This is a genomic window from Nostoc sp. (assembly GCF_054880495.1).
Genome location: NZ_JBTYKD010000319.1, coordinates 14573 through 38721, shown reverse-complemented (window position 1 = coordinate 38721; position 24149 = coordinate 14573). Strand labels below are relative to the sequence as shown.

Below are 24149 nucleotides of genomic sequence, written 5' to 3'. Positions count from 1 at the left end.
TTATTTCCCTCGCTGCATTCTTCCAAATGCCATGCGTTGCAATCCAACTGCATTGGCCCAACATCCTTCTGGTACTGGAGTAATACCTTCTCGTTGCAGCATGGAGGCTATTCCTGGCATCTCGACACCACCGCCCCAAGCGACAAAGCTTTGAGCTGCATCTCGCCACTCCTCAACTTCCTTAAAGGCTAGGCGCAGGCGATCTGCTAACCAAGGTTTGAGATGACGGGCATAAATGTGACGGAAGTTAAAATTGCGAGTGCCATACTGGAATAGATGCGATTCAATACCCTGGCGAATAATTTCAATGCTGCCAGCTTTGCCAGTGCCTAAGAATTGAACCAATTCTGGATCTGCGGCTATTGCATCCAACAAGTCGATACAACCACCGACTTCCAACACTTGGCGGTGGATGATGCTGCCGCCTGGGGCAAAAACTGTGGGGATAACTGTGGATGTACCAAAATCTACTGCGATGGCATGGGCGCTGCGGTCAATTAATGGTTCAGGTTTAGCAGAAACGCAGTAGGAGTAGGAGCCAGCACCTTCGGGGACAACCAAACTCACGTTCAAATTGACCTGTGACACTGGCGTATTTTTGCCGTTGAAACTGACTGTGTGACTACCACTGGTTTTGTCAGTTAACAAATTTTTGAAAATCTTCACATTATGTATAGATAGCACTAAATGCAGGTTCCACTCTTGACGGTAGGGCAGGGTAGCCAACGCCCCAAGTAACGTGTGCAAGCCGTATTCAGCTTTTAGTGCTGGGTCGTCGCTGAGTTTGATGTGGGTTGTTGGGGCTTTCCAGGCTGCGAGTGTACCAGTGAGGAATTCCCGCCCAACTAAATCCAACCTGTCGCCTGAGTGGTAGAAGAAGTGTCCACCTTCATTCGAGGTCAGGATATCGTGCAATTCTTCCTTTATTTCCAAGACTTTTGAGGGAGTACGGACTCTTGTTTGGTTCAGTCCATTGCCTAAGCAAAGCTTTTTTAGCCCAGCCCCAGAATCGTCTCCTACAGCTATTGCTGGGGTAGTTTGGGGTGTTTCAGCCTCTTTTAGCTGAGTAGCAATCATTATTAAGTTCCTCCAGATATTAGAGTTTCAGGCGCTCAATCCTTTGTCAGAGTTGATTGAGGCGATTTTTTTGACAATAAAACTCTGCCACCCAAATTCAACGGCAAATTGGCTTGCAGTCAGGTTTTTGGGCGTTTTTAGTCTATGGTGGTAGTATAACACTACTACTCGTAAACGCGTAACTGAGTAAACTGGAAAAAGCAAAACAGTAATATACGAGGATAAGCGTATATGAGACTTGAGGAACTAATGGCGAAACTACCGCCAGACATGACGGAACTGAGCAGCTATATCGACAAGGATTTGAAGCTGAGATTTAAGCTGGCTTGCACAGCAAAACAAAAAACTATGAGCGAAGTGATAACTGACCTTATAGAAGAATGGCTAGAAGAAAACGAAAACCCCTCGCCCGTCAAGAAAGAAAAGGGGGAAGCATGAACACTCATCTGTATCGACCCGCTGACACTTGACACTGCCCGTCACAAAGTTTGTCAGCGATCGCAGATACCCTTCCGCCCCTGTTGTTTACTTTGTGATGCAACATAAGCGCGGAACCCGCATTAGTTGGTCAGTCTTAGAGATTATGTTAGACCAAGATAATAAGGATTATTTCAAACTTAAAATAATCCGTCTGTTAGAAGAGTTTCTCTTAGAAAGAATTACCAAACTAGACCCAGATATAAGAGGAGAACAAAATATAAATAATGTACCTCTTGGAGTTGAGACAGTATTTTTAGAAAAGTATTTTAAAATTCCTGACGAATTCTGGGATTTGAAATATGAATGGCTACAGCAGGCTCACGAATTAGCTCAGAATGAGAAAGAATTGCAGAAATTTTTAAATTCAGAACTTAACCCATATCTGGATTTATTCAAAGACATAGAAATTGATAAAACCCTACTTGCATCTAGAAAAACTCCCTCAAGATGCAAGCCAGGTTCTAGTAATGGCGATACTGTATTCGTTATCGAAGATTCCCTAACTCAGCTATGTGCGCTCCGAGTTGCTGCTGAGTTAATACAAAAAATGGAATTGCATAAGCTCAGTTTGTCAACTCTAGAAAATCTATTAGGAGAGCCAACATTAGGAGAGCCAGCCACTGAACCCAAACTACCTGAAATTACAGGCTTACCCACTCCAGCACCTCTGAGGGCTGGTGTTGAGTCTCACTATCGTCCCGATAAATGGAAAAGAAATGCCAATAACTACGGTGTTTTTGAAGCGGCTTCTAAGACTAACCCCAACAATCGGGTAGAAGTCTTCATAGGCGGGGAAAAGGATGGTGATATTTTGGCATGGGAAGCAGCCCTTCAAGTTATCGATTTAATGGGAATTGACGCCGCAAAACTTCAGTTAGTTTTTGCTTCCCATCTTTTTAATCAACATAACCCTTTTCAATCCAATTTCAGTTTAAAAGGTACAGAAGTCATTAAGCAAATAGGTTGGGATAAAAAACATCGTTTAACTGTATCTGAAAAACTCGCTGGAATTGCTAGCATTGCCTTTCATCTGGGACGAATGTTGATGGAATGTACCTGGGTTGAAGGCAAGCCGAAGGGCAATAAAGTTGATGTTAGTGTTAGTGTTTCTCCACTATGGGTAATCGAGGTAGATGCCAGAGGACAGAAGAATATATTTACAGGAAAGGTGGATGCTCCTTTGGAAGTTTACATCAATGTTAGTCCTGGTCCTTGGGCTGAGAAATGGCTAAATAGGATGGGAATAAAAGCTGGAATTGCGCTGCATCAATTTGGCTGGCTAGCCACAGAAATCTTGAAAATCGACCCCTACCATGAAGAACTGGCACTGAAACTGGCAATTCACCTCACAATGGTTAGCCGCATCAAAATGTGGGATAAAAACCAGTACGAACACAAAGTTGGCAGCCTGTTAGAAGCCGTAGAGCTTGAGTCCCGAATTAATGCAGCGCGTCAAGGTTTTCGGGAAGCCTACAACCTGAAGCAACGATGGGATAACTCTCTGACTTTATTAATGAGTATGGACTGGCGAGTTATCTTTGACGATTCCACCTACCCAGAATGGTTGAGACCCAATAGCCAAGCGTCCAAACCTTCTGATTGGAGAAAAGAGAAAATTATTGACCGACTGTGGAAAGCCAAGTTGACGATTAAGCCGCCTGACCCTATCCCAGCGCTGCTAGCTGCCAAGACTGAACCATTACAACTGAAGCCAGTCACACGCACCAAGTCAGAAGCTATCTTAACAGGGGCTGATATCCGGAAGCAAAGAGAAGCCAAAGGAGTAAGCCAAACAGCCCTGGCTGAGTGGGCGGGTAAAACCAAAGCTTGGCTGTGCATGGTGGAGAAGGGCAAACGAAAACTAGACCCGAAAGAAGCAAAAGAGCTTTGGGCGGGTATTGACTTTTTGGCGAATAAGTCAGACCAACCGTGATTTTACCTTCCCCAAGATAATTTGGAATTTGCGATGGTAAAACCCTAGCTCCAAGAGGGTTTCAGGATTTTCAATCAAGCAAGTTACACCCCACAAGGGTGTTAACACCTTATGGGGTAAATAGTTAACAGTTTTGTTAACCAAAAAAAGTTGCTAAAAAAGGCTTCTAAAGTTTGCAGGGCAATACTTTCAGCAGTTAACAAAAAATGCCCCATCGGGCGATAAAAACGCCCCATCGGGCGATAAAAACGCCCCATCGGGCGAGATGCTTTTTCTGAAACCCTTATTTAGCAATGGTTTCAGCCATAGTTAACAGCTAGATAAGTATTGATCAGTTTTGATGGGAGCGCCAAGTGCCTGTTACAGAAGATGCTTTATTCGTGATTATTCCTATACCGGAATAGCCACCGTGAAGATTTCTATACAAATTTCAAGCGTATCTAACGTCTCAAGTCAATCGCTTTCCCCTTCACCTTTCTCTCTTTTGTGTCCCATTCCCGGACTATTGAGGTGTAATAGTGGCAGAAGGGGTGATGCTTCATGAACGACAACACCCCCAACCTTTACCCGAATAACCTCACACCTGCCGAGTACCACGAACTTGCCGCTAAGAGCGCCATCCACCCCGCGCTGATTGATCGCAATTTCATCCACATCGTAGGAGAAGTAGTTTTCTCTTACCTGTTCATCTCCAACGCCATCCCCCGTAAAAATGCTGGTCGAGTCACGGATGGCTTCTTAAAGCAGTACCAGCACGCCACTTCCGGGGGATTATGGATTAGCGGACTTGACCCCCTTAATAATTGGCAACCGATGGAATGGGGGCGATTTAAGCCTTCCCTACCCCGGATTGATTCAGAAAAAGGCAAACTTGTCAAGTACGAATCACCACCCAAAACGCCCAACCGTGTCACCTATTTCGATATTCCCGACTGCATTTGGGATTTAGTAGCGCAACGGTACAATATCAAGCGGTATCATTCCCCCCTAGCGCTGCGCTTGCAAGATAGGCTTAATCCGCGCTTATTTTGGGAGTGGGTGCAGCGACACCCAGAAATCCCAATAATCCTGTGTGAAGGCGAAAAGAAAGCCGCTAGCTTGTTAAGTCTGGGATTTGTGGCGATCGCCCTCCCCGGTATCTGGAACGGACGGGTTGGGAAAAAAGATTTTGACGAACGCCTGCACCCCGATTTAATGCCGCTAGCACAAAAGGGGCGCAAGTTTATCATCCTCTTCGACCACGAAACAAAACTTAAAACTCGTTGGTCAGTCTTACTCGCCACCGTGCGTACTGGCAAGACAATTGAGGCCGTTGGTTGTCACTGTGAGGTAGCATTGCTACCAGGGCCAGAAAAAGGCGTAGATGATTTTGTTGTTGCCCGTGGCGAAAAAGCCGACGAGTTACTGAGTGCGATCGTCGATGATGCCAAAAGCCTTAAAGATTACCAGCGCTCGTACTTCCAAAAACACCGGGGACTAAGCAGCAGATACAAACCACATATTACAGTAAATGTCAAGTATCTAACTCAAGCCCTTTGGGTCCAGGGTGTAGGGGAAGATGAGGTGGGGTTCTCCTTCATGAGCCATTCCCCCACAGTCGCAAAGTCCCTAAACCCAAAGGGGAGTTCAAGCCCCCACAGCCCCATAGCCATCACTCACATTGGAGAGTCTAAGCCTCATAGCCCCATAACCACCACTCACATTGGAGAGTCTAAGCTCCCACAGCCCCATAGCCATCACTCCAAGAGTTTCTTACTACCCCAGTCTGGACTGGTTGTCTTGTGGAGTGACATGGGCACGGGTAAAACCGAACTCATGCGACAGTGGCGCGTTGCATATCCTGACAAGCGGTTCCTCAACAACGGACATCGGGTTAATTTACTGAAAAACCTCGCAGAACGTCTCAACACCGAGATGTATTCGGATTTGGGTTATACAGGTTTAGCCAAAGCTACTGCCCTCAGCATCACCATCGACAGCTTGCACAAACTTAACACTCAAGCCCTTACCTATGGCTGCGTGTTTATCGATGAAGCTTGTCAGTACCTCACCCACCTACTGCACAGCAAAACCTGCAAAGAATACCGGGCACAAATTTTAGAAGTACTGGAATACATAGTGTATAATGCCCCCTTGGTAGTCATCGCCGACGCGCACATGGACGACGTGACAGTGGATTTCTTCCGAGCAATGCGTCCTGTGGGCGAAAAGCCTTTTATTATCAAAAACGAGTGGAAAAATGGCGATCGCCCAATTTACTGGTACGAAGGTAATAACTCCAGCGCCCTAGTCGCCCAAATTTCCGCAGCGCTGATGACGGGGCAGAAGATCATGGTGGCTTCCGACTCCAAGAGATTTATTAAAAAATTAGAGCATTCCCTAAATGCACGGTCCGTAAAGATTAAGGAGCCTAGGGGAAGTACCGATGAGCCACAGCCCACCTCAGAATCTCCCCTCCGCATCTGGGCGATTCACTCCGAAAACTCCGGTAGTGAAGAAAATGTCGCCTTCATCAAAGATATAACTAACGCTGTAAAGGGTCTAGATGCCCTTTTAACGTCCCCTAGCCTGGGAACTGGCGTTGATATACCTAATTATCATTTTGATGCCGTTTATGGCGTTTTTCACGGGGTATCGCAAACGGCGACGGAATGCGCCCAACAACTCTGGCGCTATCGCCCAAAAGTACCAATTCACGTTTGGGTGACACCGCGACCGCCTTTTGGTTATCTGGACACCAATGCCAGTAAAATCAAAGAACGGTTACTGCAAACCAATGAAATGACCGCTTTCTTACTGCGGATTGACCGCGAAACGGGACGGCGGGGGGCTGAGAAAGATTGGGCGCTTGATGCTTATTGCCAAATTCAAGCTAACCGTCACCAATCTATTAACAATTTGCGGGCTGATTTACGCAATTTGTTGACAGAGATGGGTAATATTATTATCCCAACGGGTGCGGATGATGATTATCTGGCACAGGAGAATCTGAAAGATGCAGCACGCGCATTGGATGCTGCTTATTGTGCGGCGGTAGCAAAAGCTAAGGATATTTCTCCTAGTGAATATCGCCAGCGTCAAAGTAAAGATTACCTTAAGCCGACAGAAGTTTTTGAATGCGAGAAATTCCGGATCAAAGATGCTTACGGGATGGAGGTGACAGAATCGCTGGTAGAAAAAGATCAAGGCGGGAAATTAAGTCGAGCGATCGCTTCGCTGGAAGCTGTCATCTCCGAGTCTGAAGATACAATTACTGACCCCCAGACGGGTAAAATATACCCCTTACCACCAACAATTGTCACAGACAAAGACCTTGCTGAGAGAAACAAGCTGCCATTATGTATGGATTGGGGGAATTATTCGGCTACTTGGGTGGCTAGGTCTACTTTAGGACTGCCAAACATTCTCAAACGCTTAATGAATGGGGAGGAAGTGACTGCTGCTGACCCAGAATTGGTGCAAATGACCAAATTTGCTGTATACTTAGCGCCTCACATTAAAGCGATTTTAGGGTTTAGGGTTCCTGCTAACTGTAAACCTATATGGTTGTTAGGGACAATGCTAGACCAGTTGGGATTAAAACTCTCTAACCATAAAGTGGGACCGAAGGGCAAACAAGTTAAACATTTTTTACTTTCAAAAGCGGAATTGGATTTTGCTCATGCGGTAATTAAGCATCGAGAAAATAAACGTGCCCAAAAGGAAGAGCGGGCGCGTCAATCAACCCAAGAGCAACAGCGATATCAGGCTGCAATGCAAGCCCTATATGGTGTTACGCCTCCTCCTGACCCAGTATCCACTCCCCCCCCTAATGGTATAGGGGAACCCCCATTGGGAGGGGTGGATACTACCGAAAAACAGGGGGTGAATTTGGACAAAAGCGATAATTCCTCCCCGATATATGAAGTTTGTGGGGATTGGAAACCGAACGATGGGGACAGCACCCCAATTGAAACCAGCCTCCAGATGCTTCGCTCAGCGATTGTGCAGGGAGTGGAGGCGGTAAAAGCCACAATATGCCGTTGGACTTCTGAGCGACGGTGGTGTGCTGTGCTGCTGCTGGAGGAAATAGCATCAAGTGAGCTACGTAAATTGGAGCAAATGATTCCGAATTTTTATACGTTATTGAGTTAAGTGTACTGAATCGTACTGAAACTCAGACGGGAATGTTAACCGTAACCGCTTCAATTGTCGATGCGGTATAGTTGGGGCTGTCAAATTTTTTTTTATTGATCGCGCGTAAAACCCCAACCCAAGAGTGGGTGGGGCGGTTGACGTACTACCATTTCAAATAATGTTTGCGACACAGTTTCTGCTGCCAAACTTCAACTCCAAACTGAATTTCCCAACAAATAGGTACTAAACGGCTTGACAGTACCTATTTAATAGGTATAGTACCTATTTCTTGCGCCAACGCACATCTGGGCGACATTACACCAATTGTTTTGGAGTTTTCATTCTGTCAACCCTACTTATGAAGCTTTAGTTTTAATATTCATTTTTTCCTTGCGCCATTTGTCAACGCTTTTTTTAACTGCTTCTATCTCTGCAAAATCTACTTGGACGGTTGCAGTTTCAAATTCAACACCTAAAGCAGTGCTGACTTCGAGGATTTCTACAAAACTGGCACATTGATAATCTGTATCCTCATACTCATAAACTCTTTGTTCATCAATTCCCAATCTATCAGCAAGTTCTTGCTGACTAATTTTGGCTGCTAACCGAGCTTTAATTAAAGCATTTGGTAGCTTATTTAAAGAATCAATTTTAATTTTTAAAGGCTTGCTGTTGTCGCAATTAATAAGTCTTTCGTATTCCGAAATTTCTAACTTTAACTCGTCAACTTGACTCTGATATGAATCACGGTGAAGCTTCCACCGTTCTGGTTCTACTTTCAATTGTTCATTGCTATCCAATTGGGCTATAGACTGTTCAAAGCGTTGCAACCAATCTAAGGAATTTTGATACTGTTGCTCGTTTTTGATCATCATGGTTTCCACCTTTGTAAATCTATAGCAATAATTCCTTTGCGCGTATTCGTCCTAGTATCAAATTGAAAGAAATCTATGTAGGCTGTACCAGAATCATTAGCTGGATAATTTGACGGAAAGATTTCACCCTTGTACTGAATTTTTTGTTCGGCACGACGCAGCGCAAAATTAAATAAAGTAGGAGCAATAGATTGTAGGTAATTTATATCAACCCCATTGTCCTCCCAACAAGCATCAAAGTCTCCAGGCTTTTGTTTAGTGGTGACAAAACTACCATCAATATAAATAGTTCTACAACCTGCTGCTTTAAGAAGCGTCATTGCCAGTTCTAGACCATCTACCATGCGCTGTCTAGTTAAAGAAGTACCAAATATTTCTTTAAATTCCTCCCATTCTGCCCAATGCACTCCTGGTGGTAAATTCCCATTGTCGTTAAATTCTGGAATCATTTCTCACACCCTAACACAGTTTAATTATCCGGTTATGAGTGTCCCATAATTATATGAACTACCCGCCCTTACTTCGTTGAAGATGGGGACTTTCGCGTTTCGTTAAACTCAGCATGGTCTAACATAACGACTACAGCAACTAGCTTTTTCATTGGGTTTGAGCAAGTCACACCTATTTGCTTCTAGGTTGGAAACTGATTTTAGAGTCACAGCCAGCACCTAATACTACTAACAAGCTACATTAAAACTACAAAACCAACTGAACAGTTCACAAATCTCACCCCGCTGCTGGCACTTCAAAAATTATTCGCTTAATCAACTCCAAAAATCGTATTCAAATCAAGTGATGAAACCTGTCCTGGAATAAGAGTTGTTGGTCTTTTTGAATCGGGAGCGTCTGCCTCAGTGTCAGGCTGATTAGTGGCGCTATTGTGATGGGTTGGGGGATTGGGATTAACCCCCACCACAGATGTAGGCAAAACAAACTGTGGCTGTTCCACTCCTAAAGCCAAACGCATATTACTGCCGTGTTTGTTCAAAGAATCCTGCGCTTCCCAGCACGCAAAACGCAACTGCTCTTGAGTATACTTCCCACTGTGATATCGGGCATAAGGCAACAAAGTTGCCACCAGAATATCTGCCACCTTGCGATTAACCTCATCCTTGGGCAGAGAATTCAGGTAGTCAACAACTTCCGCCATTGGGTCGCCCTCATAAGGCTGGAGACGCAGACTCAAAGAAACACGCTTTCTCCTGGTTCTACTCATTGCCGAATCCCAGTCCCACCAAATAATCAAAAAGCCCAAAATTCATTCACCCGCCTCCAGACCCACTAATTAACAATTCAAAATTCTCTCATTCAAAATTCTTGCATTAAAGACAGTTTCATAAGGGGACTGTTACCCCGACTGAAACTGGTGCTACGTATAGCGGCAAGTATCTTAAACCCTTTTATTTACGATAATCAAAAAGCCCAAAATTCATTCCTTCGACTCCAGCCCCACCAAATAATCAAAAAGCCCAAAATTCATTCCTTCGACTCCAGCCCCACCAAATAATCAAAAAGCCCAAAGCAGTCCACAAGGCGAGAGGAAGTACACTGTTCCCCAAACTGCTTTTTCTCCAAGTTAAAAGTTTGTTTAACCTGCTCGCTTATACCACTACCCCAAATCATCCGTGTGAAATGTTTGTTATAATTCTTACTTTTGTATCCCGAAGTTCTAATTTTTGTACCGCCACTACCGTAACTGTCCCTACTTAAACTAGACTGAGTTTCTATTTTTGGTTCGCAGTTGAAATATTTCTCCAACTCCGGCTCAACGTGATAAGCCGCACCTCCACCAATAATCACCTCATCCAGTTGCTCCGGCAAAACCCGACTCATCCACCGCTGTAACTTATCCCAATACTCAGCCGTCGCCACAGAGATAGCCTTATCTATATCTTGAACTTCCTTATCTCTTAAATTTGAGTCTTTGGCACTGGCTAAAGCAATAATTGCCGCACATGTAGACCAGTTGGGACGGCGGGTGTGTGAATAATTTGGGTTATATATCTCATCTCTGACAGCATACCGCGCTTGGAATATAGCTAGAGCTAAACGTTCCCGGTCTAGACCGCTCGTCATCTCAATCACCATATCCAGCATATTGGCAAACCCCAATAGCGGACTATCTCCCAGCTTTAACTGTCCTCGGTCGAAGTAAAGTGCAGTCGTATTCCTGTGACCAAACATCAGCACCCCCAACTGAACAGAACGCAACCAATCAATTCCCTGTTGCTTAATCCTCACAGCAGCCAATCCCCCACCTTCTGGACGGCATAAAAAACGCTCTAGGCTCACCTTCAATGGAGTATTTCGTACCCCAAAGCCAGCCAGCATTACGAGTAATTGCTCCTCAAACCTTTTACGATCTGAATATTCATTCCAGGGAAGTAGCAGCGCCAACTCCACCTTTAACGGCTTTTTCGGCGACACCTTAATATTGCTAGTTTCTACAATCAGCCCAATTGCTCCCAACACCTTCCACAGGGCATTCTCGTATTTGAGTTCCTTAATTCTGTCTTGGGGGTCAAAACAAGACGCGAAATCTCCCAACACCACCACACGTTCGTTCCACTCAACCCACAATTGTTGGTCGGGGCTAGGACTGCCAATCCATCCCAAACGTGCCATGTAATTGTCGAGTTTGGTTTTGGTAATCTCTTCAACCGCAGGTGGCATTAACAAGTAATTGGGTTTTGGGGAGCCAGCTAGCTGGTAAATAATCTTAGTTTGGGAGCCTCCCACGTCCACGCTGAGATAGATGTCGGTCATGCATTCAATCAGAAAAACACTACCGCACCATCTTGGCTCAACAATGCCTCAAATCGCCTCAAAAAATCTACGTATTTTGCACCACTATTTAAATCGACTGTTGAGGAATCAAGCCATGTTAACCAACACAAATTGTGCAGAAATTGCACTCAAACTGTGCCCATGCTGCACTAGGTGCTATCCCAAAGACAGATTTCGGGTGGAGAGTATAGAATAGTCGTACTCACTACGGTTATTTGCCCTACGGGTGGGCTGCGCCCATGCCTTGCTGCCGCTCGTCACAAATAACCTGCGTTCGCCCTGCGGGGCAAGTAGCGCACCCCCTCTGGGAGAATCGCGGATGCTCCTATCAGCAATAAAAGCATTTACTACAGTTTATCTTCCCATCAATCAAGCAACAAACACACCATGAAAACCACAATGATTCAACTCAAATATGACATACGGCTACGCGATCGCTCGTACCAAAAAACTCAAACGCCACAATCTTGCTGGCAGTGAAGCGCATACTGCCCGAACACGGGAAACACCTAACGCGGATTCATCCAAACAAAATATCAGGCTCATCGGCAGCACTGAACAAAACGAACGTTTGGAAGATTTGGTACTGGCAACAATTGCCCAGTACAAACAAAAGCGCAAGATTCGTACTGATGCTGTCTATTGCGTTGAGATTCTCCTCACCGCATCACCCCAGTACTATCGTCCAGATGACCCAACTCGCGCCGGGTACTACCACGAAGACAAACTTAAACAATGGGTTGATGCAAACCTCAAATGGTTACAGGAGACTTACCAAGACAGGATTGTGAGGTGCGAGTTGCACTTAGATGAGGCGACACCACACTTGCACGCTTACCTCGTACCCCTCGACAAGGATGGACAACTCCGGTGCAATCATTTCTTCGACGGTCGCCAAAAGATGATGGCTTTTCAGGATGACTACCACACCGCGATGCAGCACCTGGGGTTAGAAAGAGGCATCAAGGGTAGCAAAGCCCAACACCAGGATATAAAAGACTTTTACCGGATTGTTGAAGAGGGGAAAGACCTAGAACCTGGGAAACTTACAAGCGAACAACTTCAAGCTAAAGCTGCTGATAGAGACAGGGCTATTAGAAAGAAAAAGGAGATGGAAGCGACTGCTAAACAACTGGTCAAAGATCAGGAAGCGCTAGAAGCACGCATTCAACAGTTGTCAGCCGAAAACCAACAGTTGCGTTCTTCCTTTAAGCAACTTGCTGATCAACTGCGCGACCTTCCCCTAGAAGATGTGGCTTGGCATTTGGGACTAACTCAAGATACCAAGGGCAATCTCCGGTGGAAAGGTGTGGGCCACATCATTAATATAGATGGTTCTAAATGGTATGACTTTTCTCCCAGTGTAAATAAAGGTGGCGGTGGGGCTATCGACTTGGTGATGCACGTAAACGGGTGCAACTTTAAAGAAGCGATCGCGACTTTAAATGACCGCTTTGGGGAGTCTCTTATGGAGAGAGCCGTCACCCACCACGCCAGGGAACAGGCTGCTGAGATTGCCCAAACAGAACCAACGCCCCAGTTTGTACCCCCTGTCGAGGACGAAACTAACTGGCAGGCAGTTCATAATTATCTGACTCAGAAACGGGGATTGCCATCAAAATTAGTGCAACACCTCCACACAAGCGGGTTAGTTTATGCAGACTCTCAACAAAATGCTGTGTTTTTGATGAGAGGGCTGAACGGTGAAACTAGGGGTGCATTTTTAAGAGGGACGCGAGGGAAGGATAACACCTTCATAGGGTATGAGAAAGGAAGCAAGCGTACTGATGGGTGGTTCCATTTCAACTTGGGCGGTCAACCAAATGGCGAAATTCAAAGGGCAGTATTGTGCAAATCTCCCATTGAGGCTCTGTCATTGGCAACATTTGAACTGGAAGTGGAGCAAGGAATGCTCAAAGAAAGGACAATGTATTTGGCAGTGGATAGTCCCAGAAGCTTGCCTGTAGATTTTCTCAAAACTGTTCCCACAGTGGAAGTGGCATTTGACAATGATGACGCTGGTCATGAAACTGCACGAAACATTAGGGAACTGTTACCACAGGCTACTTTGGTCAAACCCAAAGCCCAAGATTGGAATGCGGCACTGTGTGCAATACCAAAGTGCCAGGAGCAACAGAGGCACACTCAGCCGCAGAGGCAGGGACTGGAACTGTGAGCAAATCAAAAATTACTCCTTCTAAAAATCAAAAACGCTTTTTTTAGCATAGGAGAGCGCCTTTCATTCACTAGCTGCCAAATCTCAGGAGAAGTTGTGAGCTTATCTATTCTCTAGAACTAATCTAATACGTGATTTAGCTATTGCAGGGTTGGCAACTTCACAGGCGGTTTCAGTCAGTCCACTGTACTACGTTTGTTAGGTGGCTCCTCCATAGCTAAGTACGTACCGGGCTATGGCACGATCAATCGGATCTGCACTTCTCAACACTTGGTTCATCCAAACCGTACGTTCACGTACACCTAACACGCTTGCAGCAAGTAATAGTGACCAACGATCTGAGGAGCCAAGTTGCTGCCAGTTAGAGCGGTGTTCCTTAACCCAACTTTCATGACCAAAAAGTTTTGCATGATCTGCTTGAAAACGGAGGGGTTTTGCCTCACCCATTATGAAGTCACGTACCACTTGAGATTTTGAGTAGCCTTGCTTCCGAGTCACGAGCCAACGCAACCACATTGAGCAGAAAGAACTCCTAGTGATTATAGATTGATTACGAATTATTATTTCAAGACGATCAAGATTTCTATTAATAGCATCGTCATTCATTACATGATCGAGGTAGAGGCAGACATCACGAAAGACTGGTATAAAGAACTCGATATTATCCAGAAGAGGAACAATAATTGCTCTGAGTCTTGCGTGCTTTGCACGACGCAAGAGATGTCGGGCAAGCCCAAGATCTAAGTGATTCTGTTGGAGAATGCTGTGCAGCAAGCTATTTAACAGCTTACTCCGCTCTTCAGGACTTAATTTAGTCCATGAAGGTGGGTTTTCAGTAAATGATGTACGAAAAGCAACGCTTGTTTGACTAGCTATAGACTGAGCAATATTTGCATGTATAATATCTCTTTCTTTGGATTCAGGCGAATCAAGATACTGCTCAACTAGCGTTTCAGTGGGTAAAATAAAGGTTTTCTCTGATGCCAGAGTTAATCGATGGTTCGTGTAAAGATACCCAACGAGATCCTGTAATAGGGTTTCTAAATCTAATTTTGAGTTGGCAAAAATTCGGAAGTCGTCAACATATCGAACGTACTCAAAACCCCGTTGTTGAATCCATTGATCAACATCAAGCAATGCCGTTTCTGCAAGAATAATGCTAGGTGCGGGACCAACAGGGATACCTATCGACACACGCTCATTCAAGTTGAGCATGAACTCCTCTACCGCAGAAGAAATACTGGTGAGATTTGAGTGACACAACTCAATTGAGGATTGTAGACGATGAAGATAGATTTGGTTGTAAAATGCAGCGATATCTGTGACTAGAACGTAGTCAAAACTATTTGCTAAGTCCAAAGAGCGCAAGGTATAGTGTTGAAAACCGTTATGCGCCTCATCAAAGAAATCACCTCGGCTATTTACATTAAGCTTATAGGAGAACACGCGATCGCCTAAGTTCTCTCGCCGTGATTCAATATATGGTGCAAGAGTATGAGCTATTGCTGTATAAGCTAGGGAGTCAAACGGATTCGGATCATGTACGATGCGGTAGCCCCCTCGTGCTTTAGGAGCTTGCATTATCAGGGGAGGGTGTCCGAGTTCCTGAATTGACTCGCTAGACAAGAATTTCTGTATTTCATCCCAATCAGCCCAAAGTGCATTTAAAACTTCTGAAGATGGGAAAAAGTCAGACGTATAAAAGCGTTGAATGTGGTTTCGCGCAAATTCCAGAGATTCTGCTGTTAGTTTCATGCATATTCCTCACTAGTGCAAATTAATTTAACTCTATGCCAACAAAACCAATTGACATTCTAATTTACATCAATTAGTGTATTTACATATTCATGTAAATACATTTTTGTTAATCATGTACTTTGACGACGTGCGTCAGTGGCAGGGAACTGCGGAGACCCTTGCAAAAGAATTAAAACGCCAGATTGAGCAGCTTGGGCTTTCAGTTGAACCACCTGCACTACGTACTGTTCGCTCGTGGAGAGCGAAGCAACTCCTATCACAACCCAAAGGACAAGAATTTGGATTTCGTCAGATTTTGGAGGGCTTGGCGGTTACTCTTTTATTAAAGAAAGGTTGGACACTCGCAGCGATCGCTCAAGTTTTGCCTTCATTTCCAGAAGATGTTTTAGAAAGGCAAATCATTGCAGAAGCTGATGGTCTTGACCCCATCTGGTCACCTGCAATGCAAACAACTCCTTTGCCACTATCTACGGGACATCGCCAAGTATCCGATTTGGCTGAAGATGCTATTGTCCTGTTGGCGCAGGGAATTCTTCGCCAATATGACCGGGTTCTTTCTGGTAGAGAAATCGTGTGCCAACACGACAGTATGCCACCCGAACTCTATAAGGCAATGTGTAAGTTGGGTCGTCTATATATAGAAGAAGGACTAACCGATAGCGCTGCTTGCGTGCATACTGTTTTGGAACGTGCTAGATACTCGCTTGTTTGCGAGCAATGGAAATTGGAAGTTTTTCGCGACTCTGATTTTCGCTTCGGTGGAGTTACCCTAATTGACCCAGACTTGCGCGTACCAACCTCAGATTGTTCGGAGATTGCTGCTATCAGTGGAGCCTTTGGCGAAGACAATGTGATTGAGCATCGGCTGCATAGATACTTGCGTGAGGCAACTGAGCGAATGGGAAGTCGTCGCCAGCACAAAGCCTACACTGCTTTACGGGAGCTAGTTGGCAGGTACTCGCTGATAGTCGAACATCAACTATGGGATTATTTGGTTGACAACAACCTAACCCCCATACAGGGGACGATAATTGACACATTCTTCGACTCAGTACCAGATATCTGGCTAATCAAAGGGCTAGCTCATCGTTGCGCCCACTGTGGCACGTTGATGCGACCGCATCCTAATAAGAAAATTTTTCCAGAAGGGCGCTGCCCAATCCGCCAGTGTAACAGCCGCAAAAGACCAAAAGTTTTGGAGAAGTTAGACCCAACTCAATTATTGATTGCCAAGCCTCAAATTCTCACCTACTGGACTGGCCCAGCAATTGATGAATTAGAAATTTTTGATACAGCTCGACAACACGGGCTAAATGCTGAATTGTACCCAGAATCTGATTTATGTGATGTGTCGATAAATGAACGGGCAATTGGTATTGATGCTAAATCTTACACAAGTCCTGTATCTCTAGCTCTACGCCTCAACCGTAGCATTGGGGGATTGATTCACTATCGTCGTCGCATTATTGCTATTAGCGACCAGTTAATTGAAGAAAACCCTAGTTACATTTCGACCCTAAAGTCAACACTCGATAAAAAGGGAGACCCCACTACTTTAGAAATTCTGCCAGTTTCCTTGGTGATTGAGTTTTTAAAACAGATGTAAGTTGTCAGAGCTACAAGTTGCACTTTTTGGAGACCGTAACCCTTGATATATCAAAAATGCTTTAGAAAAGTAAAGACGTGACAGCTTAGTAAATCGGTGGAAATCATTAAACGTAACATTCCAACCAGCAAAAATAATCTGAGAAAAGCTTTCCCATTCTTCCTCTTCCTTCTTTCTTTTACTTATGCGAATCAAACCTAATTTCTGGCAAGGTGCAGACCGAATTTGTTGGCTATGCGTATTGATGGAAGAATTTATTGGTACTAATTCACTGGACTATGCACCAGTGGCGATGTCAGGCATGGCGAGTATCTTGAATGCACCTAAATTAAAGCAAGCTCGTCAAGCCATTTTCAATATGCGGCAGATGTCGCTGACCTATGTTACAGAGCAGTCAGTAAAACACGCGGTGGCGCTTTATAACGACCATCACTACTGCAACAAAACAAAAGGAACCTATGAGATTGACGCTCAGACGCTTCGCTTCAAAAGAACAGACCCTTTAGAAGACCCGTTGATTGCAAAAGCGCGTAAAATTCTCAATGCGCCAATGTCCTATCAGCTACATACTGCAACGGTTGCCGACCCTCGTCAGCCAATGGTGGTTTCTTTAGGTCAAGAGACAACGGCAGTGAGAGTACCAATCAATCCTATCACCGCCCCTCTTGCCGATCGCCGCACGCATTCTCTCAATCGCCAGCCCAAAGGAAAAATCCGCATTCCCCTGAAAGAACTACGCGACTTAGCTATTGAGATGGACGAGCGTGAGTCCAAAAATCCCGAACGGCGATCTGGGAGCTGGGCGAGTCGTTTTGAACACTTTGACCTGATGATACCGTCTATTGGTAAGGGACTGCGGAAAGAAGATGACACATTGGAACTAGAGGGCATCAAGCATTTAATTGGCTTGCCAGGGGCTGGTAAAACAACGCTTCTCGTGCTGACAGCTATTTGGTTGGGACGAAACGGTTACAAAGCCATGTTTCTTTTCCCCTCCATTGAAGTAGCCAGACAGTACATGGCTCAACTGGCATTTCATAAAGTTAAAGTGGGAATGCTAGTGGGTCAAAGTGATGAGACTCGTCGTCGTCATGCAGATAATATTGCTGAGGCAATTGCAGCTGGTGGAGGTAATGGTGGCTTTGCCCACAGTTTGGAAGGGGCAGAAGTATTTAGTTTGAATTGTGTTTTACCAGCCTTTTCAAATGCTGATACTTCGATGTGGGGTTTTGGTTACGCACCTTGCGAAGAGATTTTGCAAGGTGGGGGTAAGAAAGGGCAAATGAAGAAGTGTCTATGTCCTTTGTGGACAATGTGCGGTCGTAACAAAGCACCGCGAGATTTGATAGACGCAGATATTTGGGTTGGTCATGTGCGCTCCCTCGATACTCAAGTGCCACCTCATGCGATTCGAGAGAATTTGCGATATTTTGAATTGATTGCTCGCACGTTCGATGTAGTTGTGTTTGACGAAGCCGACATGGTGCAATCAGTTTTGGATGCTTACGGGGCAGCAACTTTAAGCATCTCAGGTTCGGACACGTCAATTCACCGGGAAATTCTCGAACAAATCCATAACCGCTTTGCTCGTGGGGAAAATCATCGACTATCTGACCGGGATGTAGAACTCTACAGTCGTTACTTAGCGGAATTTGGCAATCACAATACTTCGCTAATGACCGCCATTCAGAATATGCCCTCGTCGCGGGTGGGAGAACGTTACGAAAACCAACTGCTAACCGTACTGAGGATTGTTAGTGATTTATTAGATGGCTTTGAGAAATACTCCAAACGCGATCGCCTTGATGACCTTGAAGTCAAACTTGGTTTCAGTAAAAGTCGGGCGCTGACTGAAGTTTGGGAATCAGCAGCTTACCGTGCCTTTTACAACCGTACAGGTATTGAGGAAACAGACTGGGCTAAAGCTGATTTGTGCGCTCAAATTCTAGAAACAAACCGTAATGTTCTAGAACCACAGTGGCAGAATTTAATTAAGCACTTTCGCCGTTACCTAGCTGAGGATTCGATTAAGCAACGCGACAAAATTGTGGAAGAGATTGCCGAATTGTTTCTTCCCCTCTGCTTTCTTGACCGTCAACCCCCGACCGAAGCAAACGACGTAATTACATTGTTGGTGTCAGTCACTTTCATGATTTTGGGTTACCAACGCATTGTACCGGGAACCAGGACAATGGTGGCAGAAGGGCTAATCCGAGAACCAATTGTGGAGTCTACAGCAACGCCAGAACTGCGAAAGATTATCCCGGAAAATATTCTCGGTTCGTTCTCTGGGGTGAAATACAGTTTCAAGAAAGCACAGACAACTCGTACCACCGCTCGAAATGTAGAACTTTCGTATATTACCTTTGTAGGTGCGCCGCGAATGTTGATGCACCGCTTTTATAAGTTGTTAGAAGCAGATGGGGAACAATCAAAACCAGCTATTTTAATGACCTCGGCAACATCATTTCTGGAAGCAAGTCCGGCTTACCACATTAATGCTGGCCCGCATTATTTACTCAAACCGCGCCAGTTTAAGAATGCAAGTGTTGCCTCGTCTACGCCTTCAGCTTCGTCGAAGGTAATAAATGACTCGGAGCGTAGTGTTTACCGCTTCAAATGGATTCCCGATCGCGAGCGTGGCGATGAACCCCTGCGATACAGTGGCGCTGGCGAACTTCAGGAACGCAATCTCAAGCGAATGGTGGACGCATTGGTACGGGGTGGCATTACAAAATCAGAAATTTTCAAGTCTATCCGCAATTTTGATGTAAAAGACGGCATACACCGCAAAGCAGCCTTAATCGTCAATAGCTACGAGCAAGCTCGCACTATCAAAAAATTTCTTAACGACTATCATCCAGAGGTTGGCAGACGCACAAAAGCAGTTGTTCGCTCCCTAAAAGAAGGAGAGCAACCGACAGATTTTGTTACAACTGCCCAGTGCGAAGCACTTGGAGATGATGAAACCTGCGATATTTTAATTTTCCCCATACTTGCAATTGGTCGGGGCGTAAATATTGTTTTCACCAAAGGGCAAAGGAAACTTGATGCTGCAATTGGCTCGATTTACTTTCTCACTCGTCCTCATCCGTCCACGGATGATATGCAGCTTTTGTACAGCCTAGCAGGACGGTCAACGCAAGAATTTGATAGTAAAGTTTTTACCGAAGCAGAAGACCTGAGCGCGATCGCTTCTTCTTGGCACCAGTCTCGAAAAAATCTCTGGCGATCTGCCAATCGATTGTTACGCGAACCCTTGATGGCTAGCCGTCTTGGTTCCGATCTATTTAGACCATTTACAGCTAATCAAATGGTTGCCATTTTGCAAACAATTGGGCGAGGTATGCGGAATGGTTGTCCAGTAGCAGTTTATTTTGTGGACGCAGCTTGGGCGATTCAATCCACAAAGGATAAACCCGACTCTGGGCGAGACAGTATGTTGGTGCAGATGCGAATCATCTTAGAAGAATGTGTAAATCATCCTGACCCTGTAACTCGAGAAATTTATCAGGAACTTTACGGCGCATTTCTGACACCTTTGCGGCGAATTGAAGGCGTAATTTATCCTGAAAGTATGCGTTCAAAAGAAGAATTGACAGACGAAGAATATTTCGATGAATTTTCACAATTATTGGAAATGTAAAGTGCATGGAAACTGAAAAAGTAAAATGCCGGTGTAAGAGTTAATGAAGATTAAATTCTTTTCAGAAATATTGCATTTATAGTATGTTGTTGAATACGAAATTATGCTGAAAAAATTGAATCTATTCTCAAAAAATCATGGTTGCAAAATCGTATGTCTTAAGAGGTGATGATGTGTAGCCAAAGCCTTGGTTATTTACAGCGCAACGATTATTACGATTGGGGTAATGCCAGCAAAATAACAGTTGATAGACTAAGAACTATTCGATAATTTTTAGTATTTTTAGGAGATGCAATCATGAGTAATAACTTTTCTGATGATTTTGAGTTAAATGAAGCTTACTTATCTGTAGGAGTAGATTTATCCGAGATGGATGAAGAATCATTGATTTTAGATGAAGATGAAATAGCAGAATTTACTTTGCTCTCAGAAACTTTTTACGTTCCACTATCAAGAGTTCCCAAGCTGATCGAACGATATCCTTTAGCTTTGACCGTAGCAGACAATTTACCAACAATATTAGTAGAAGGTTTCACACTTGCGTGGACAAAGAAATCTCTAGGAATTTTTGCAGAAATTTTAAAAGTAAGTTCCAGTAATGAAGCTTTTAATGTCAAAAATATCCCCTATGCATCTCTGCGAGGACTTTTAGAAGTAGGATTGAACAATGCAGCAAGAATTCAATCATATTTAGGGTTCGATAAATATACATTAAATCCTAAAAATACGAGGGAGCCAGAACCTTTTGCTTACATAAATGGCGGTAATGAAGAAGAAACTAAAAAGGTTATGCGCTCAATTCTCAACGATTGGATAACTAACTATGTCAAACCTTTTGCTAAAAAAGAAAAAGTATTGCCAGAAGTTATCGAGCGTTTGGAAGACCTTCTAGAAGAGAATGAGTTGCTAACAATTTCTCCATTTAAATCCCATACTTTACCTTGGGATTGGTCAAAAGAAACAGGCACAACTCAGGCAAAAGATAAACATGCCTATCGAATGCTAGCAGACTTTGTTGCTCGCCAAATTGCCGGACATGAAATTTTCCAAGGCTTAGGTTCGGTAAAACGCATTATTTCCAGCAGTGGAACACTTACGAATGGTATGGCAGAACTGATTACCAATCCCATCGCCGGAAAATTTAGTTTGGTAATACGACTGGAAGTTGTGACTTACCCATCCTTACATCAGCCTTTGTTGAAAATTGATGTTTCCAAACGTCGCTGGCTCACCCAATTAAAATCTCCCAGCTTTGTTGACCGCCGAGATATTAGTGGCTATATCTTTTCTGAAGACTATTCTGACCGCGCCTTTAGTTTCAAAATAATCTGTCAACAGGATAAAAATAAAAACTGGTGTTGGGTAACAGATAAAGATTTTGAAGCTATACGTCGCCAACTCAAGTTATCAATGCAGCCATTTGATGGGCAACAAATTGCATTGGGTGCAGCGTCAAACGAGAAATGTAAAGTATTGCTTACTTACCGCGATGGGCTTCAAGACAATTCCGATTCATACGAAGATGCTTCCGAAGAAGATGGAATTGAAAAGGGTGTACCGGAAATTGATAAGTTAAAAGCTTTTGAGGAAATAACAAAAATTCTCAAACCATTAAAAATAAAACCGTTCGACAGTTATAAGCCAATTAAATCCAAGCATAAACTGGATGATATTGCATCACGCATGATTAACTTACCTACGTTGCTTGGTGCTGCTCTGGAAATTCTTGAAACAAATACCGATCAAAACCCTAACTCGAATCGCAACCCAAAACCCTACTCGGAATTTACCCCGAACTACCTCGATCGACTAGACGATAGTCAACTTAACAGCATACTAAACAAATACTTTGGCATCAGTTTAGAAGCAATTGATAGTGGAAGAAAAGCTCTTAAATTTAGCAAACCCAAATTACCAGACCAGACCCAGGAACTTCAAGCTATTATTCAGGCAAACCAAGCAGCTATGCGACGGCTGTATCCCAACGAGCGTTTGTCGCTAATTGTATTTTATGAAGATGGCTTGGAAGTGGAAGTAAAGTTACTAAAAGCTATTATTCCCCTTTTATGGGGGGATACTCTCGAAGTTCTATTTAACCGCTTGCCTGCTAATACCCACGGACTGCGAGATTTGCTGCCTGGTAACAAATTGAAAGCAAAAGAGCGATCGCGCCATCGGGTTGAAGCATGGGAATCAATAGCTCAACAAATTAAAGACCGCAGACAGCAAACTTTCTGTCTCATACTAGCACCGAAATTTTACCCAGACCCAGACGGTCAGAAGACTGTTAGACCTGATGATAAGGTGAACAAACCTTCAACCCGTCAAGCACTGGCTGCAAAAGCAGGTGCTTGCGTGCAGTTTTTGGAACCGATGGGCAAGACTTTAACAACAAAACGTTTCAAACTTGGAAATTTCTTTCATCGCCTACAAGCAGCTTTGAAAGATTTGCTTTCTGCCCATTCTGGTCGTATTGATAGTGTGCAAGAAAAAGTTGACAAATACTTAGAAAATATCTCACCTGAAGCCAGACCAAAAGAAATTTTGAGTATTACAATTGTCCGCAAACAGAGGGGTCGTGTTCGCGGCCCAATCAAAGATACATTTTTAGCAGTAGCAATGCGCCTTAAGGTAGATACAGGCAAATGCGAACTGTGCTGTGCTTATGAAAAAGCAAATCGTTTAGAAATTAGTCCGTGGAAAGACTTTAGCCATGCGATCGCCTTCATTGCTCAACTGTCTCCAGTAAAACTGGGTGATAAAAATGAAGTGCGTAAGACTCGATTCATGGAATTTGTAAAACAGATTATTTCTAATTCTGTGGAAGAAGGGGCACAGCCATTAATAATGATTGATTCTTCTAACTGCGTTCAACTGTGGCCTTGGCTTGCTGATATTAGGATGGATACTAATCAAATTGACCTTGGGCAGCAATATCAGTGGATGCAGCAGGAGTGGCAAGGCGCACGCATAGTTCGGATTCGTCAAGACCTTGCCCCTGGAATTATTGAGAAAAAAGCCAGACAGTTGGCAGAAACATCGTTAGAAGATACACGGTCTATAAAAGAACTACAAAAATTGCCCCCCAGCATTGAAATTCCTTCTGCTTCTAGTTCTACGGGATTATTTCGGTTGACTCCCAAAAAAACAGAGACAAATCAAACTGGGTGTTTTGCTTATCTGTCTGTGGGAAAGAGAATGCCTCATCAGTATTCCAGGGGACAAAGTTGCTACCTACCAACCCGAATTAACATCCATGCTGAAAAAGATGATGGTTCCAGAGATAAACTTTATAACAAAGCTGGGTTAGCAGTTCATCGAATTGCAACAAGAAAAGCATTTTTGGGTCACTGGCCAACTCCAAATCCCCTGGAAATAGTTGTTGCTTTGAAACAACCGGGGGATAATCCCGACAATCTTGCTTTGCTTGTAGAATCACTGCGCTATAGTTTCGGTCACTATAGAGACTGGACTACCTTACCTGCTCCCCTATTTTTTGAGCGTGTTGTGCGGGACTACATTAGCGAGTTTGCGATTGAAGATGAGGATACTGAAGTGGAGGCAGAGTCGTAGAAAGGACGCTCACAAAGTGCTCACGCCTGCGAGGACAAGCTGCAAATTAGGACAGCTTGTAAAGGACTGTTACGCCACCTATACCGCTATTTATTGGTACATATGTATTAAAAAAGGTGGTA

At 44.2% G+C, this 24149-nt stretch carries 13 protein-coding genes; 7 read left to right on the top strand and 6 right to left on the bottom strand.

The genetic code is table 11. The features are described 5' to 3' along the window. The gene (locus ACYTXL_RS27790) at positions 1–1077 is read right to left on the bottom strand and encodes a ParM/StbA family protein (protein ID WP_461921584.1); all 1077 of its coding nucleotides are present in this window, start codon (positions 1075–1077) and stop codon (positions 1–3) included. Positions 1078–1326: 249 nt separating this feature from the next. Here ACYTXL_RS27790 and ACYTXL_RS27785 point away from each other — a divergent pair, with 249 nt between their 5' ends. The 3 genes from ACYTXL_RS27785 (at position 1327) to ACYTXL_RS27775 (ending at position 7624) form a co-directional block, all read left to right on the top strand. Then, entirely contained in the window at positions 1327–1515 is a 189-nt protein-coding gene (locus ACYTXL_RS27785; protein ID WP_461927499.1) for a plasmid partition protein ParG, read from the top strand. Between the two features lie 28 nt (positions 1516–1543). Then, a complete protein-coding gene (locus ACYTXL_RS27780; protein WP_461927498.1) occupies positions 1544–3490 on the top strand; it encodes a helix-turn-helix domain-containing protein in 1947 nt (648 codons plus the stop codon). A 540-nt stretch (positions 3491–4030) separates the two neighbouring features. Continuing rightward, positions 4031–7624 carry a plasmid replication protein, CyRepA1 family gene (locus ACYTXL_RS27775; RefSeq protein ID WP_461927497.1) on the top strand — a complete coding sequence of 1198 codons (3594 nt, stop codon included), beginning with the start codon at positions 4031–4033 and terminating at the stop codon, positions 7622–7624. Positions 7625–7962: 338 nt separating this feature from the next. Here ACYTXL_RS27775 and ACYTXL_RS27770 read toward each other — a convergent pair whose 3' ends face one another. From ACYTXL_RS27770 to ACYTXL_RS27755, 4 genes are all read right to left on the bottom strand, one after another. Further along, entirely contained in the window at positions 7963–8481 is a 519-nt protein-coding gene (locus tag ACYTXL_RS27770) for a helix-turn-helix transcriptional regulator (protein ID WP_461927496.1), read from the bottom strand. Then, positions 8478–8930, bottom strand: coding sequence for a DUF6932 family protein (locus ACYTXL_RS27765; RefSeq protein WP_461927495.1), 453 nt, complete (start codon positions 8928–8930; stop codon positions 8478–8480). The genes ACYTXL_RS27770 and ACYTXL_RS27765 overlap by 4 nt, the downstream gene beginning before the upstream one ends. A gap of 311 nt (positions 8931–9241) precedes the next feature. Continuing rightward, the gene (locus ACYTXL_RS27760; protein WP_461927494.1) at positions 9242–9697 is read right to left on the bottom strand and encodes a hypothetical protein; all 456 of its coding nucleotides are present in this window, start codon (positions 9695–9697) and stop codon (positions 9242–9244) included. A gap of 260 nt (positions 9698–9957) precedes the next feature. Further along, on the bottom strand, positions 9958–11247 hold the full coding sequence (locus ACYTXL_RS27755; RefSeq protein ID WP_461921894.1) for a ParM/StbA family protein: 1290 nt from the start codon (positions 11245–11247) through the stop codon (positions 9958–9960). Positions 11248–11683: 436 nt separating this feature from the next. Between ACYTXL_RS27755 and mobV the strand changes: the two genes are divergently transcribed. After that, positions 11684–13444, top strand: coding sequence for a MobV family relaxase (gene mobV / locus ACYTXL_RS27750; protein ID WP_461921895.1), 1761 nt, complete (start codon positions 11684–11686; stop codon positions 13442–13444). A gap of 198 nt (positions 13445–13642) precedes the next feature. On the opposite strand, the gene ACYTXL_RS27745 is transcribed toward mobV, so the two are convergent. Beyond that, positions 13643–15199: an RNA-directed DNA polymerase gene (locus ACYTXL_RS27745; RefSeq protein ID WP_461921896.1), complete on the bottom strand. Its 1557-nt coding sequence runs from the start codon at positions 15197–15199 to the stop codon at positions 13643–13645. 115 nt (positions 15200–15314) lie between these two features. Here ACYTXL_RS27745 and ACYTXL_RS27740 point away from each other — a divergent pair, with 115 nt between their 5' ends. The 3 genes from ACYTXL_RS27740 (at position 15315) to ACYTXL_RS27730 (ending at position 24027) form a co-directional block, all read left to right on the top strand. Next, a complete protein-coding gene (locus ACYTXL_RS27740) occupies positions 15315–16808 on the top strand; it encodes a restriction endonuclease-related protein (RefSeq protein WP_461921897.1) in 1494 nt (497 codons plus the stop codon). A gap of 184 nt (positions 16809–16992) precedes the next feature. Then, entirely contained in the window at positions 16993–20454 is a 3462-nt protein-coding gene (locus ACYTXL_RS27735; protein ID WP_461927493.1) for a pPIWI_RE_Z domain-containing protein, read from the top strand. Positions 20455–20751: 297 nt separating this feature from the next. Beyond that, positions 20752–24027: an RNaseH domain-containing protein gene (locus ACYTXL_RS27730; protein WP_461921305.1), complete on the top strand. Its 3276-nt coding sequence runs from the start codon at positions 20752–20754 to the stop codon at positions 24025–24027. The last annotated feature ends 122 nt before the right edge of the window (positions 24028–24149 follow it).

Bases quoted from the DNA above. Each gene is read 5' to 3' on its own strand.
- ACYTXL_RS27790 (WP_461921584.1), bottom strand. From the start codon at position 1,077: ATGATTGCTACTCAGCTAAAAGAGGCTGAAACACCCCAAACTACCCCA.
- ACYTXL_RS27785 (WP_461927499.1), top strand. From the start codon at position 1,327: ATGGCGAAACTACCGCCAGACATGACGGAACTGAGCAGCTATATCGAC.
- ACYTXL_RS27775 (WP_461927497.1), top strand. From the start codon at position 4,031: ATGAACGACAACACCCCCAACCTTTACCCGAATAACCTCACACCTGCC.
- ACYTXL_RS27770 (WP_461927496.1), bottom strand. From the start codon at position 8,481: ATGATGATCAAAAACGAGCAACAGTATCAAAATTCCTTAGATTGGTTG.
- ACYTXL_RS27765 (WP_461927495.1), bottom strand. From the start codon at position 8,930: ATGATTCCAGAATTTAACGACAATGGGAATTTACCACCAGGAGTGCAT.
- ACYTXL_RS27760 (WP_461927494.1), bottom strand. From the start codon at position 9,697: ATGAGTAGAACCAGGAGAAAGCGTGTTTCTTTGAGTCTGCGTCTCCAG.
- ACYTXL_RS27755 (WP_461921894.1), bottom strand. From the start codon at position 11,247: ATGACCGACATCTATCTCAGCGTGGACGTGGGAGGCTCCCAAACTAAG.
- mobV (WP_461921895.1), top strand. From the start codon at position 11,684: ATGACATACGGCTACGCGATCGCTCGTACCAAAAAACTCAAACGCCAC.
- ACYTXL_RS27745 (WP_461921896.1), bottom strand. From the start codon at position 15,199: ATGAAACTAACAGCAGAATCTCTGGAATTTGCGCGAAACCACATTCAA.
- ACYTXL_RS27740 (WP_461921897.1), top strand. From the start codon at position 15,315: ATGTACTTTGACGACGTGCGTCAGTGGCAGGGAACTGCGGAGACCCTT.
- ACYTXL_RS27735 (WP_461927493.1), top strand. From the start codon at position 16,993: ATGCGAATCAAACCTAATTTCTGGCAAGGTGCAGACCGAATTTGTTGG.
- ACYTXL_RS27730 (WP_461921305.1), top strand. From the start codon at position 20,752: ATGAGTAATAACTTTTCTGATGATTTTGAGTTAAATGAAGCTTACTTA.